The following is a 14,438-nucleotide window of genomic DNA, read 5'->3' on the forward strand; positions in this document are numbered from 1 at the left end:
AAAAGTAGCGGAGGGGAGCAGGATCGAACTGCCGTTCGTTGACTAACGAATATGAACTCTAGGCCTTAATAAATTTTATTGTTAATAATGGCAATATACAAGAAAAGCCCCTTTTTCAAGGGGCTTTCTGTCAAGTGTAGCGGGGAGCAGGATCGAACTGCCGTTCGTTGGCTAACGAATATGAGTCCTACGCTCTAACCATCTGAGCTATTAATTTTTTTGTTAATAACATTCCAAATAAATTGTCTCCCGTTTGCTGATTTAAGTTGCTTTTCGCGTGTTGTGGCTTCCGACTTTGTTGAAAAATCTTCGGTATATGCTATTATCCAAGGGCGGTATTTGATAGTGTGCCCCTTTGTGGCTAATTCATTATGGGAAAGAAATCGGCTCTCCAGGTTTGATGTATAACCAATATAAATTTGTTTGAAGGTTTGGGAATATAAAACGTACACTGTGAACATAATGGCAATATACAAGAAAAGCCCCTTTTTCAAGGGGCTTTCTGCTGTAGTAGCGGGGAGCAGGATCGAACTGCCGACCTTAGGGTTATGAATCGATTAAAATATGGTTCGTTCGATCTTGAAAACCGCTTAAATAAGGTGGAAACGCGGTTTTTGAAATTATATCAATACACATAATCCCATATTGATACAGCTGTTGTATGAACATTGTATGACCAAAACTATTAGCTTTATCTGACGATAAAGTAGGGTTTGATTAGTGTTTATTATGGCAACCGTAAGGGTGTATATTAGAAAAAGGCCGACAAGGGACGGCAAATTTCCTATCTCAATTTGCATTACGATCAATCGTAAACAGGAGTATATTATGACTGGCCAAAAGCTTGACAGCCTCTCACAATGGGATGAGAAAGCGCAGCGAGTCAAAAAATCACATCCCAGCGCAGTCAGACTTAACAATTTTCTGTTAAACGAATTGGCCAAAGCTAACGATAAAGCTTTGGAGATGGAGACAAAGGGGCATGTATCAGCCAAAGCCGTTAAGGTTAGTTTAAAGCCAGTGGAAGAAATTAAGGTCTACTTCCAAGATATAGCCCAGCAATATTTAGAAGATCAGCGCTCACTCGGTAATTATGATATTTTTCAAAATGATACAGCACGTTTAAAAAGATTTTATGAATTTATAAAAGATGAGAAAATCACTTTTGAAGAAATATCTGTAGATCTCTTACAACGGTTTTTGATTCACATGCGCCTGTCCAAGAAGTTTCAGTATGATAAGACCAAACCCCCAAAACCACTTAGTGAGCGTACGATTATCAATCACCTGATCTTGATCAGGACGCTCTTTAACCGGGCCATAACCGCAAAACTTGTCAGCAAGGATTATTATCCTTTTGGCGGTAAAGGCAATATTTCCATTAAATTGACCGGGGCGGCCAAAATCGGGCTGGAAGAGGCAGAGATCAGAAAGCTGGAGCAACTAGACCTATCGGGTCACCTGCCCATTTATAACGATGCACGCAATATATGGTTGACCGAATTTTACTTTGCAGGAATGCGTATTACCGACTGCTTGCTACTTAAATGGCTGGATTTCCAAAACGGTCGTTTGTATTACAAAATGTCAAAGAATGGCGAAAACGGCTCTGTAAAAGTGCCGGAGCGGGCGGCAAAGATTATCAATCAATATCGGTATCTAAGTAAAACCAAAAGCAATCCGCATCAACTGGTATTTCCTTATCTGCAAAACCTTTCATCATTGGACGAGCGTTATGAAGTGCGTAAACGTATCTCATTCACAAATAAACGGCTAAACACGATTATGAAAGAGATAATGACCATGATAGGCAGCACTAAAAATGCCTCTCAGCATAAGGCAAGGCACTCGTTTGCTCAGAGAGCCGAAGAAAAAGAAATTCATCCTAAGGTATTACAGAAAATGTACAGGCACGAAAGCGTATTGACAACCATGCTATATCAATCGAACTTCTCTTTCAAGAAAGCGGACGATGCGATAGATGCTGTCCTGGACTTTTAAGGTGTGGAGATGGTAGGGGTGAGGAACTATTCTACAGGTGAGATCAAGCTACCCTCGTCCCGGGAAAAAAACTATGATTTCTATTTAGACTACGAACTTATTTCTCCGGCTTATGATTCACACTGGAAATTATATTACCCGGCATCCCTGGATGTTTGAGTATAAACTATCAATGACGCAAGTTCTTCATGTTGACGCGTTTCGTTTTAAGCCCTTGCTTTTTAAACTTATAGCGAATGAACGTGGACATCATATCCTCATGTGTAGATATAAAAATTTGTCTGTCCCCAAAATCATTACGAAGTACTTCGATAAAGCTAGCAATGTTCAGTTCGTCCATCGTTTGCACCGGGTCGTCAATAAACAATATATCGTTTAATGAATACTTTTTATTTAAAGCAAGAGTAAAAGAAATGATCAGGGCAGCAAGCTGGCCGGCACTCATAGAAAATACCGCATCATAGGTTTTTTCCGGATCGGTCACGAATTTGATTCCTCTTTCTTCTTTGATGAATAGCCCTAAACCTCCCTGAAAATCCTGAACGATACGGCCTGAGTAGATATGGAACAGGATCTCGATATCCCTAATCAGTGCCTGGTTATATTCCTTCAGCGATTTTTTGTAAACGTCGATGATCTCCTTAAGCTTACCTGAAAGGGTTTCCGCTTCGTCATAGACCGCCTTGTCCTTCGCATAAGCTGTTTCTTCTTCGCGGATCAGCGCGTTATGATAAATTCCATAACGCCATTCTACATACCGGATCTTGTTTTCCACCTGAGCTACAGAAATGCTCATGAAAATATCCTGGTGATCCCGGAAGTATTTTTGATAAAGATCATTTAACAGCGGGCGACCAGTTTTTGCATCATAGCCCCTCTTAAGCTGTTCAAGCGCGGCGATCAGTTCTTCGGTTTGCAATTGCGTATCCTTCACCGGACTTTTGTTCAGGTAAGGGTCAATGACAACACCCAGTTCTTCAAAAACGGCGAATTGGTGAGCGAGGTTCTCTACCTTCAATTCAACTAGTGCAGCGATAAATTCGCTGTCTATAGGGTTATGAGATAGATAATACTCGATCTGTTCCTTCAGTGCAGGGATGGTCTCGATTTTAAATGCCTCATAAGCGGTAATCAAAGCAGAACTACTGGCATTGACAAGCTCCTGTAAAATGACCGCTTGGCGCCTTATGGCATCCAATAATTCATCATATTCCTGCCAGTCTTGACCACAAAGCGGACAAGTTGTATCTTTTTGATCGAGGTGGACTTCATGATCGATGAACTTTTCAACCAACCGATTGCGCGATGTTTGGAGATCGGTAAGGGACTTCTCAAAGGTCGTAGAATGTTTTCGCTGATCACGCAGGAGTTTTAAAGTGCGCTCGTAATTCACGACCGCTGCTTCATTCAGCGAAGTTAAAGCCGCTATTGTTTCTGGTGACAGATCGGTCTTTTCTTCATCGATCCCATCAGTTGTCAGATCTTCAAAAGCTTCTATCAGGCCGGTCAATTGCTTGTGCAATAATTCCTGCCCTTTAAAATGCTCTATTTCTTCGATAAAATGATAGTATTGCAGAAAAACAGGCAAGCCGGGCGAAGCGATGATACGGTCTAAGCGATCATCTGCCAAATAATTTAAGTATTCCTGGCGGCCGCCAATCAATTTCCTTAGTAATGTCAATTCACCACTTTCGGCCAGCCAGCTACTGTACAGGCTTTCCGAAAAAAAGATATCCTCCTGATCCCATACAGGCGCCTGTTCTCCGAGAATTCGCTGAAATTGAATAACGTCAGCAGTTTTTAAGCTTTTCTTTAATCCCTCGATTTTAGCGGCATGTTCCTTTAATGCTCTTTTAACATCCGGTTTGCACAATTCACCGATCTGCTTTTTCACCGCTTCGTGCTGCGTTATGGTCTGCTCGAAATCCCGGACATTAAAGAGATGCGAGATATGTTGCCTTTTTTCTGATTCCGTATCTTTTAACAGATGTGTATGATCTTCCTGCTCAACATAATTAAGGAAAGGAAAATTCTCACGGTAATTTTCTCCAAAAATCCCCTTCAAGTAGGTCTGCTCATCGACCAAAAGCTCTCCGGATGTATCGTCAAAGCTATCTAATTTATACAGCTTGAATGCTGTAAAGTCAGCCGTTTTTGGCAAGTTTGCGCTGATAGCCCTCCGGGAAAAGAAAAGGAAATCATTATCGGTTTGAACAGCAACTCTGATATCAATATCGCCCGTGCTCCCATAATTTAGGTAGGGGTTCTCATTATAGCGCACCCGGTTATCGACCAGGAGGCGGCTCAACCGTTCGAAACGTTTGATCGTTCCGGTAATCAGCAATTCAATGGCATCGTAAAATGTGGTCTTACCGAACCCGTTGGGTCCATCGAAAAGCACGAGGTCTGCGCCTTCAAAGTCTACCTCAAAATGGGTGAATATTTTAAAGTTCTGGATCCTGGTCCGAAGGAGCTTGTTCGCCATCGTGCTGTTGATTAAGGTTTAATGCTGTTAATAACTCTAGTGGCGCGGTATTGCTAATTTCTTCGGTCGATTTGCCGAATACAAAACTATTTACAGCAGTATCTAAAGTGTTTAAATGTTTTGTGGCGAGTATTTGATCATTATCATCGAATAGCGCGGACAGTCCCGGCTTTACCTCTGTTTTAACATTGATAAAAGGGATCTTTAGCGACAGCCGGAATACTAAGGATTGCCAGTTTTCAGCTTGTGGGCCTTTTTTGTAAACCGAAAAACACGCCCGGCTAACCATCTCTTTTTCCAGAAAATTGAGCTCATGCCTGTTGTTTCTGGCAGCTGTGAATTCCTCAAGCTCTTTTAAAGTATAACACAGCACATATTTTTTAAAGTAGAAGGGATTGTCCTCGATCAAGAGTACCTCCCGCTTATGTTCCGGTTCGGTTCCCGGTGCTGGCCGTTTTAGCAGTAATAGTAAAGAACAGTTTTTATCAAAATCCTTCTCCCCGATAAGTGCTTTAAACTTAATAAAAAGGCTGATCTGCTCTTCCAATAAAGTAGCCTGTTCCCGCTCCAGCAAAAGCCAATAACTTCGCTTATCACCTTGTTCATTGTTAGTAAACAAAAGTGCCTCTTCAGCATTGGTATGCAGGGTAAAACCGCTTTGTAAGAAGAGTTGAGTTACGAATTCTTTCATATGACATGTTTTTTGGCTTCGCTAATTGAACATAGCGCTATCTTTTTCCACCGCATGATCTTTTCTTCCTCCGGCGTAGTCGGCAGTTCATCTTCCTCGCTGACATTATTAATATTATTAATAATTGTTTGTAGTGAATCCACATTCATGTGGGCCGTAACCAACGTAGAAGTTTCGTAGGGCATGTCGAAGTCTGTTTCAAGAATGTTTTCGGCTATCATTTTACATACATCTTCAATTTCATCTGCTGAACGACTAATAGCGGTTGGCGCAAAGGTTCCGCCTGTTGGAAGACGCCAGCCAATATTTTCAACTTGGGCCAGTGACATCGTCTTTAACTCGAATAACGCTTTAAAGAATGCGAATTTCAGGTCCTCTTTTTGAAATGTGGTGTCTTTATACTGACTAAAATTATTTAATGCCACTTGTCGGTGCGGCATGATCTGACGGCAAAACTGGAGGAAGTTTGAGTTGGAAAGCTGGTTAACAAAAATCATAAAACCGGACATTTTATCTTGGTTTTCCTGACTGACCGGTTCATCACAACTTAGATACCATTCTTCGTAATAACGGTTGAGGTCACCTTTCATTAACGCCTGGATGTAAACTTCTCCGGCGGTGCGGTCGTTAAGATCCTCCTCCAATATCGATTTGATTATAGAAAAAGATACGGTTTCTGAATAAGCCAGCGCATTATCCGAAGCGACAGACGCATGAACCTTCTGGTGAATATCAAGCACTTTACATTGAATGACGTCATCTAAAACATTCTTAGTGATGGTCACATAGGCTGCTTGCTGTTTCCAACCATCTGTAGCTGCGTGCTTTTTATAAAATTCGGTAATGATGTGCTCCAGTGCGGCATCAACATTCTTCAGGGGACAATAATGCTCTCCGTCATGATATTTATAGAGCTTCATGTTCGGATGGACCAGCGCGATATTTGCCGGCGTCTTATCCGTTATTTCAACAGCCACATGAAAGCTTAGGTCTTTGCATTTAAGGTGTTTCCCTTTGGCGCACAGTTTTTTAAAGGCACCTTCGTATCCTGAATAGTATTTAGTTTTTAGCGCTTTGATCTGGTGAAGTGACAAGCAAGTATTAGCTGCCGCCATGATTGCGAAATCTTCAAGGCTGTCTAGCTGAAGCAGGTATGACGCAGCGGCGACATCGTCGGTTAAAAGTTTGATGCTATGATATAACGCGATCTTACCTTGGTAAACGAAGCCGCTCCAGGTAGTGATTGCAGAATGTATTTTGTCCGGTTTAATGTTGATTTTAGTGCCAGCCATTTCGAGGCGTTGTGATTTAGGTACTGGCCTTAAAGTTAGGATATCTTTTTACACTGACAAAATACATGACAATAACTGATAGCTATCGAAAGTTTAGTCAAGTTTGATTTATATTTGGCTGTCAGTCGACTATTTTATTAAACCTTACCCAATTCTATGAGCAGTTTAAACACATCAGATACACTTGCCTTAAAGGCGCTTGAAAAGGAACTGGGCAGTTCATTACAGGACCGCGCGCTTTCCCGTCGTAATGGTTATACAGTCATTGGCAATCAAATTACGGAGATTTACTTGAATGAGATGCAACTCGAAACCTTACCCGAGGCGCTTGGCTTGTTTAAACACTTGGAGAAGATCTCAGCAATCGCCAATGTGTTGCGTAACGCAAGTGTGCTGGCGAAACTTTCAGGGCTTAAAAGTATTAATGTGGCCAATAATAATCTAACGGATATAGATTTTGCGGTAACACTCAGCGAATTGGAAGATCTGCAGGTTTATAGTAATCGATTGACCGTCCTGCCCGACTTATCTCAGTTAGTTAAACTGATATCTATTAACATCAATCATAATCTCTTAAATGATTTTGGAGGGATAGGGGGGTTGCCAAGCCTTATTTCGTTGGAAGCCTACGGTAACAAGATCGATCATATCGACCATCTTGCGGAAGTATCGACTTTGCAAATTTGCAATTTGGGAAGCAACTCCTTTACGGAAGTGGCCCCATTAAGTAAATTGGTTCATTTGGATAAACTTTTTATTCAGTTCAACGATATCGATGATCCTGAAATGTTGGCGGGGCTGGTTCACCTGACAAAGTTAGACATGACCTTTTGCAGGTTAGAAGATCTTGAATGGATTCGAGGTTTAAGGGCATTGAACGACTTGAATTTAAACTACAATCATATCGTTGATATCAGCCCTCTAGCGGATTTAAAAGAATTAGTCTTCCTTGATCTAAGTCATAATCCACTGGATAGTTTGGAAACTCTGAGAGAGCTTCCGCAATTACGCGTTTTATCTTTGGAAAAAGCATTGCCAGCAGACCGTAGTCCTTTGCAAAGTTTATCAGCATTGGCTACGTTGAATCTTACCAATAATAAGCTGAAAGGAATTGGTTTTGTAGGGAAGATCAAAAGTCTGCAATCTTTAACACTGACGAATAATAAGCTAACTAATATAGATTCGATCGGGAAACTTCCTAAACTAACCCAGCTCAATATAGAAAACAACTTGTTGCGTTTCTTCCCTCGATGGATCTTGGAAAGCCCCATGGATTTGAAACGTAGGGATGATTATGGTAATGGCGTAAGTTTGGATAATAACCCGATCGAAGATGTACCTACTGAATTTATTAAAGATAGCAAGCAGGCCGTCGGTGATTACTTGAAGTCATTGGAGAACGGTTCTGCTGCGATCAATGAGATCAAAGTCATCGTGCTGGGCGAAGGTGCGGCCGGAAAAACATCTTTGGTCAATTTCCTGCAAGGAAAGAAATTCAATAAGCTTCAATCACAAACACACGGTATCAATATAGCCGAATGTGGCAAGGATCTCGGCGTGACGATGAAGATCTGGGATTTTGGTGGCCAGGATATCATGCACCATACGCATCAGCTTTTCCTTACACAAAACAGCGTTTACGTGCTGGTGATTAATGCGCGTGAAAACACGGATACTGAAAAATGGTTGAAGCTGGTTAAAGTATTCGGTGGCGACTCACCGGTGATTATTGTAACTAACAAGATCGACGAGAACCCTTCAAGCCACGAAAACATCAGGTTCTTTAACACCAAATATCCGAATATCAATAATCGATATGCACGAATATCGTGTCAAAGCGGCGAAGGCTTGGAGGATTTTAAGATTATTTTAGAAGATACGATAAAAGAATTGCTGCACGTCCGCACACAATGGGGACTCAGCTGGCTGACGGTAAAAACTGAACTGGAAAAAATGCGCCGGGGCAAAGCGCTGAAAGACTATATCCATTATGATAAATATGAGGAGATCGCCGAACGTCATGGTGTATTTCCAAATCACCGGGATACCTTGATCAATTGGCTGCATCAATTAGGCGTAGTTACATATTTTCCGGATACTCACCTGAACGAAACCAACGTGATCAATCCCTCCTGGTTAACTGAAGCCTTTTATGCGATCATAAATGCAAAAAAAGTAGCCCAGCAATTTGGAAGATTTAATGCAGCGGATATCGGAGGAATTCTTGATAGTCAGAAATACCCTAAACAAAAATACGGATTTTTGCTGGGACTGATGACCAAATTTGAGTTGTGCTTCCAGATCGATGCGGATACCTACCTGATCCCCGATCTTTTACAAAAGGAGGAGCCGACCTTTCATTTCCCGATAAAAACCGCTCTCAAATTCAAATATAAATATCAGGCGCTACTACCGAAGGCGGTATTGCCGAAATTTATGGTTAGGCGTCACCAGGAAATATTCAATAACCAGCGGTGGCGCACCGGCCTTACAATATCAGACAAAAGTTTTTCCAGCAAGGCCTTGATCCGTATGGACGAGGAGGAAAAGGAGATCGCGATCTTTGTCAGTGGTCAGGAACAGCGTGGCTATCTTGCCAGCATTCTATCCAGTTTCCAAAGTATCAACGAGCTGTACGATGGGTTGGAATATGAACAGTTAGTGCCTTGCAGCTGCCGTACCTGTCGGGATTCAGAAACGCCCTTCTACCATAAATATTCCCTACTCGCCAAATTAAAAGAAAATGGACGTCCTACCACGCTTTGTGAGAAAACGTATAAAGATGTTTCGGTCAATGAACTTTTAGGCATTTTAATTACGCCTGGTGAAATGGAAGAAGAGATCAAGAAACTGGTTGGCAGCGGGGCTTTCCTTACCAAAAAATATTTGGAAGAGAATAATCTCGAAGCTTTCATCACCACGATCAAGTCTTTGTTTGCCAGTGTGTCTTACCTGCTTTTTGAAAAAAGTGAAAAGGCCTATCACACCCCTTTGTTTTTGATGCTACGTTCTGTATTTGGTAACTTGTCTAAAGCTGACGAGATCCAGTCCAAGGGTCGATCTGATATCGTTGTAAATCTGGCAGACAGGGTTTACATTTTTGAAATTAAATTGGACGGAAGTACAGATGACGCTATCTCACAAATTTACAACAACCGTTATTATGAGCCTTATTTATTAGAGGAAAAGCCTATAGAGTTGATTGGCCTTAACTTTAGCAGTACAGAGCGAAATATCGAATCTTACCATTACGAACCAATGGAGTATTAATTATCACGTACAGAGAATATGGCTGCAAACGTGCGTCATCATACAATTCGATTTTTAGGCTATGATCGAAAGGCTATGTTAAGTGCTTTTCATGGTTACATAGCCTCGACATTTAGTCGCGAATGGCAAAAGAAACTATGGATAGATTATGAAAATGATCTGCGCGTAGTAAAACTTTATGGGCCCTTGGTCTAAAACGCCGGAAATTAGGTATCCGCCATTGTGCTAAAACTAGTCTCCAATGATTTTTAACTCGTCAACCGCTTCAAATCTTGCAGGAAGGGGTTCGATTGACCTTATCAAGCAATGGCGCGCCCTGATAAGGGACATGATGCAGATAGAACCCACAACCCAACGAAAAACTGGTTGTCCGGAATCCGCCACCGGAGAAGCTTAAAGCGATATGCTGAATGCCATTGGGTTAACGGCGTAAGGTTTCTGGCCATGATCTAAAGTTTGATATTGTTTTCTGTGAAAAATTTTCTGACAAAAAAGCGGCACATGCCACTGTACTCGCTGCCTGGGCCGGTGAAAGCTGACAACTCATTTATTCGCCGGTCAAGCATCGTTTTCAACTCCGGAAGTTTATTCGTCTGGTAAAAGTCCAGCAACTCTTTTAGCGCGTTGATTGTACTGAACAAATGTGCTAAACGTTCTTTACGGTCTTTGACCAGGAATTGCCTTTGTAAAACGTAAACCTCGATAGACTTCTCGGCCTGTGGTGTTTTAGGTTTTATCAGCGCTTCTTTTTCGTCATAGTCGAAATGTTCTTCAGGCTTATCAAGACAGGGATTCAGTAACAGTCGCAGTGGCTCTTCATCTGCTAGCGAAGCGGTAGGGGACGTCACCCGTAATAAGGGGTCGCTCAATGGGAATTTATCCAATTTGCCTTTGGATTTTCCGTCGTTCAGCAACGCTGAATTGTCTGATCCGAGCAAGTGCCGTCTTGACTGATTGCAATGCTGGCAGGCTAGTAAAAGGTTATCCCAGTCATTTGCTAACCAATAATAACCGGGCTTATCCGGAGTTTTGCCCTCGACTCTTCCTTTTGGCCGGAAATGTTCAATATCACCGTCAGAACCGGATGCATATTTTGATTCGCAGTAGACACACTTGGTGCCGAAAACAGCACGTAATGCCGTTTTAACGTCGGCATGGTTATAACGATCGAATTTAAAGTCTTCAGCCTGACCGGCGACCGCATAGTGTGCAATGGCCGATTGCGTTTCCGCATACCAGAGTCCTTGGATGTCAGTCAGGAAAGCAGGGGCGGGTGGTCGGTTGATGCATATCATAGCCAGTCAAAGTTTTTGTTATTTTTGATAATCTCCTTGACATCTTCAATAGTATCGGCTTTCAACTGGGTATTTGTTTTAAAACCGACTTCTATAAGTGACTTTGCAAAGCTCTCGTTGATAAGCTGGTATATGGCTTGGGAACGCGGCGTATCACCGATTAGGTCTTTTTCGGAAAGTTCAGCAGTGTACCTTGCAATCTCCGCTTTATCGTCATCTGTTCGGGCCTCTTCCGGAATCAGCAGCAGTTTATAGTACTTGTCAAATTTTTCCTGTGTGTCTTGGTCTGCCGTATCGATCAGACCAAACAGGTCCGAGGTCAGTAACTGATCGATGCGCAAAAGATTATGGTCAGGCAACACCTGGCTATCCAGCGCAATGATTTGTTTGTCCTTATCGGACACAAGCACAACTACCTCACCATGTAGTAACCCTCTCAAACATAAAGGCTCGTGCGTAGAAACAATAAACTGAAGTTTTGGGAAAGCCTCCCGCAGGGCGTTTACAATCTTCATTCGCCACCTGGGATGTAGGTGGTTACCGAGTTCGTCTATAATTACGACACCCTGCGTTTCATGAAAACGTGTTTTATGCAGTGATAGAGTGCGCATAATATCGCAAGCCATGGCGATCATGCTCCGGTATCCGTCGCTTATTTTCCGTAATTCTATTTCGCCGACGAACACTTCTTCTTGCACACGGGAGATTTTTACGCCTCCATTGAGGTAAAGCAGATCGATCAGTACCGGTGCAATGCGGTTGTTGAAATCGTCCTCTGACTGATCGAGTAGCCATTGACCGGCATTGACCAAGGCGACACTGTAATCAAAAAGATTTGCGATGTTGACCTTGGCTGGCTTGCGCTTTTCTGATTTTAGCTGTCCTTTGGGCAGAAGCCGCGTTGCGCCGTAAGCGAGGAGGGTGACCGCTACCTCCTCAGGCTTCTTTATAAATTTTTCATGGTTAAAACGCAACTCATAGGGTTCTTCTCTTTCACAAGTAAAGATTTTTACATAGCCCTCATTGATCGCGCCCCGTTTGTAGATATCCTGCGGAGAAATCTTAAGTGATTTTAAACACTCCGTACCGCCCAAGGTCAGCGCAATAGCCTGTAAGATCGAACTTTTACCCACCCCGTTATCACCAAGCACCAATAACCATGATTCCTTTTCGCTAAGGCTGTCCGAGGGCAGTACCTCGATCTTTAAGTAATCGATCGCTTTAAAATTTGCGAGTTCAACGGTTTTGATCGTAAATCTGCTGCCGATACCGATCTCTTGTTCCGGCTTCAAAACAGGCGTTGGCAAAAAAATGGCCGAGATCTTTTTTAAAAGCGAAGGTTTTTCCTTTGAGCCAAAATTGCTGTCTTGCTCCTTAGAGGGTAAACCAAATGTAAGCAGATCAAGTTGCCTGGATATGGCCCCGGGATATTTATTGCTTTCATACCATTTGTTAAAGATTGACCTCAATAATGCGCTATATTCTTCCCTGGAATGTTCTGAAAAAATGTTATCAATCTTCACTGACAGCTGATTTCTTTCTTCCCTCGGAATCTCGCCGGTGTACCGGGCAAGATCCCCGAGGAATTTTTCACCTGCTGCCCGGCGGGCAACGATAAGTGGCGGTCTATTCAGGGCCAGCACTTTTATGGTCGCGGCCCCCTGTTCGTTTAACGCTGATACCGTACCGTCGTGGAGGAACTTAAAAGCTTTTTTCGGATCGTCTTTAAAAGGATCGATCAGCAACCGTTGTTCCAATTCCAGTTCAGTTCCCGTTGCCAACAGCGCAACCCTTTTATGCCCTTCTTTTATAGGGAACGAATTTCGCTTGCTCCTGGAACAGATCTGGCAAGACGGAACCAGGTTCTCCCAATCGTAAGCAAGCCAGAAGTAGTGGTCCGATGAATATTCATTGTTAAACCCAGTGCTACCGCCCTTCGGACGAAAATGGTCTACATCCGCAGAGGCGGAGATGCCTATTCGGGACTCACAATAGGCACATTTTCCATTTGCAGCGTTCACCAGATACTCACGTACCGGCATCAGCAAGGTCATATTGAATTTTAACCGTTCTTGACTCAGGCTACTGTAGGCAGCCTTGATGCGTTCTGTTTCGTTTACTATCCGCGATGAGTTAAACAGATCAGGTCGTTGGGGGCGGTTTAGCTTTATCATTTAGGTTGAATTGTACAAGAAATTAATATTAATGTTGAGACACAGACCAATTTTGTCAAAGATGAGAAAATGATCTTCGCAATACGTTACATCTTTATGCGATTAAATTTCAATAATATAAGTGAAAAATCAATGGCCAATCCATGGTGTTTTAACGGTATCTGTCTGGTGAAAATACATTAGTGCTATATTCATTGAAAGAATGTCGTCAAACTATCGCTTCATCTTACAAGGTACAAATATTTCTCATGAAGTACTTTCCTAAGAATGGAAGAAAATCATCAGCGCAATTGATGACATCTCGTTGGGTTAAATTTATAACAAAAGCAGATAAATATATTTAATATGGCTTTAGAACGAAGAATTTAAGGATATTTTTCAACTTAATCGTTAGGGTACCATTGAGAAAAAAGTATTTTCAATTCAAAAAACTCAAGATTTTCTATTTGAAGCATTTGCTTTTCATGTAGCCTAATCCGAATCCAAACCGTAATGTAAGGGCTAGCTAAATGCTGTAATATGTTTTAAGGCGGGAACTATTTGCTTCGAAAAGGGACCAATAGGAATCACTATAGATATGCATTTAGGCGAATTCCATGGTACTGAATCCACACCACTTTTGTGCGATTTTGAGTAAATTTGGCAGTTTTGCTTATCCTGAATGCTTTCGACCGGCTGCTGCTTATTTATGAATATGTGGTCCTTCAAAAAAAGCCGCGAGCAAGCGCACCCATCTTTACCCGGCTGACGTCAAATAAAAACAATTGGGAGCTGACCAGCCCGCACCGCTGGAAAAAATCTAACCAGGGAAAGCGAAACATACCATTTGAAAACAAGTGTGGGTTTGGGCATGAAGAATGGCTGTTAAACCCGCGTTATCACGTTGGCGGCTATCAATATGGCTATGTCAGGGGCATACAACATGCTAAAGCAGGAACGGATGCATTTGGAGAAGTTCACTTTTACACCGTTAAAAAAGAAAGGACGGTTAACCTCGTTTACTATGTGGGCTCGATCAGGAACCTGGAAGTGATCAAATACGACCAGGCCGCGCAGGAAACCATCCAGCCGGTGATACAGCTTTATCAGTCGGACATGCGAAGACAGATGAAAAGCTGCAAACGATAGCTGGTAAAAACGGGCAGACCAAGCTCGATTTTTTTGGCTATATGGTGAATTATTTCCACAAGAATTGGGTCACATAGATAATCCAAATTTTAAAAAGCGATT

Annotated in this window: 9 protein-coding genes; 3 read left to right on the forward strand and 6 right to left on the reverse strand. The window is 42.2% G+C overall.

The annotated features are described in order from the left end of the window. Nucleotides 1–194: 194 nt before the first annotated feature. The gene (locus AC1D0K_RS07435) at nt 195–461 is read right to left on the reverse strand and encodes a GIY-YIG nuclease family protein (RefSeq protein ID WP_477390502.1); all 267 of its coding nucleotides are present in this window, start codon (nt 459–461) and stop codon (nt 195–197) included. A gap of 268 nt (nt 462–729) precedes the next feature. Between AC1D0K_RS07435 and AC1D0K_RS07440 the strand changes: the two genes are divergently transcribed. Then, a complete protein-coding gene (locus AC1D0K_RS07440; protein ID WP_477390329.1) occupies nt 730–2,001 on the forward strand; it encodes a phage integrase SAM-like domain-containing protein in 1,272 nt (423 codons plus the stop codon). Between the two features lie 169 nt (nt 2,002–2,170). On the opposite strand, the gene AC1D0K_RS07445 is transcribed toward AC1D0K_RS07440, so the two are convergent. From AC1D0K_RS07445 to AC1D0K_RS07455, 3 genes are read right to left on the reverse strand one after another with little or no spacing between them, the layout of a single operon-like run. Further along, on the reverse strand, nt 2,171–4,486 hold the full coding sequence (locus tag AC1D0K_RS07445) for an ATP-binding protein (protein WP_477390327.1): 2,316 nt from the start codon (nt 4,484–4,486) through the stop codon (nt 2,171–2,173). Then, the gene (locus AC1D0K_RS07450) at nt 4,446–5,177 is read right to left on the reverse strand and encodes an ABC-three component system middle component 1 (protein ID WP_477390325.1); all 732 of its coding nucleotides are present in this window, start codon (nt 5,175–5,177) and stop codon (nt 4,446–4,448) included. The genes AC1D0K_RS07445 and AC1D0K_RS07450 overlap by 41 nt, the downstream gene beginning before the upstream one ends. Then, nucleotides 5,174–6,469, reverse strand: coding sequence for an ABC-three component system protein (locus tag AC1D0K_RS07455; RefSeq protein WP_477390323.1), 1,296 nt, complete (start codon nt 6,467–6,469; stop codon nt 5,174–5,176). The genes AC1D0K_RS07450 and AC1D0K_RS07455 overlap by 4 nt, the downstream gene beginning before the upstream one ends. A 156-nt stretch (nt 6,470–6,625) precedes the next feature. On the opposite strand from AC1D0K_RS07455, the gene AC1D0K_RS07460 reads away from it, so the two are divergent. Then, nucleotides 6,626–9,739 carry a COR domain-containing protein gene (locus tag AC1D0K_RS07460; RefSeq protein ID WP_477390321.1) on the forward strand — a complete coding sequence of 1,038 codons (3,114 nt, stop codon included), beginning with the start codon at nt 6,626–6,628 and terminating at the stop codon, nt 9,737–9,739. Between the two features lie 449 nt (nt 9,740–10,188). Here the strand turns inward: AC1D0K_RS07460 and AC1D0K_RS07465 are convergent, their stop codons facing one another. Then, nucleotides 10,189–11,034 carry an HNH endonuclease family protein gene (locus AC1D0K_RS07465; RefSeq protein WP_477390319.1) on the reverse strand — a complete coding sequence of 282 codons (846 nt, stop codon included), beginning with the start codon at nt 11,032–11,034 and terminating at the stop codon, nt 10,189–10,191. Next, nucleotides 11,031–13,208, reverse strand: coding sequence for a retron system putative HNH endonuclease (locus AC1D0K_RS07470; RefSeq protein WP_477390317.1), 2,178 nt, complete (start codon nt 13,206–13,208; stop codon nt 11,031–11,033). Before AC1D0K_RS07470 ends, AC1D0K_RS07465 begins: the two co-directional genes overlap by 4 nt. 639 nt (nt 13,209–13,847) lie before the next feature. Here AC1D0K_RS07470 and AC1D0K_RS07475 point away from each other — a divergent pair. After that, nucleotides 13,848–14,336 carry a hypothetical protein gene (locus AC1D0K_RS07475; protein ID WP_477390315.1) on the forward strand — a complete coding sequence of 163 codons (489 nt, stop codon included), beginning with the start codon at nt 13,848–13,850 and terminating at the stop codon, nt 14,334–14,336. Nucleotides 14,337–14,438 lie beyond the last annotated feature (102 nt).

It is taken from the genome of Mucilaginibacter sp. P1_A3, assembly GCF_056406855.1.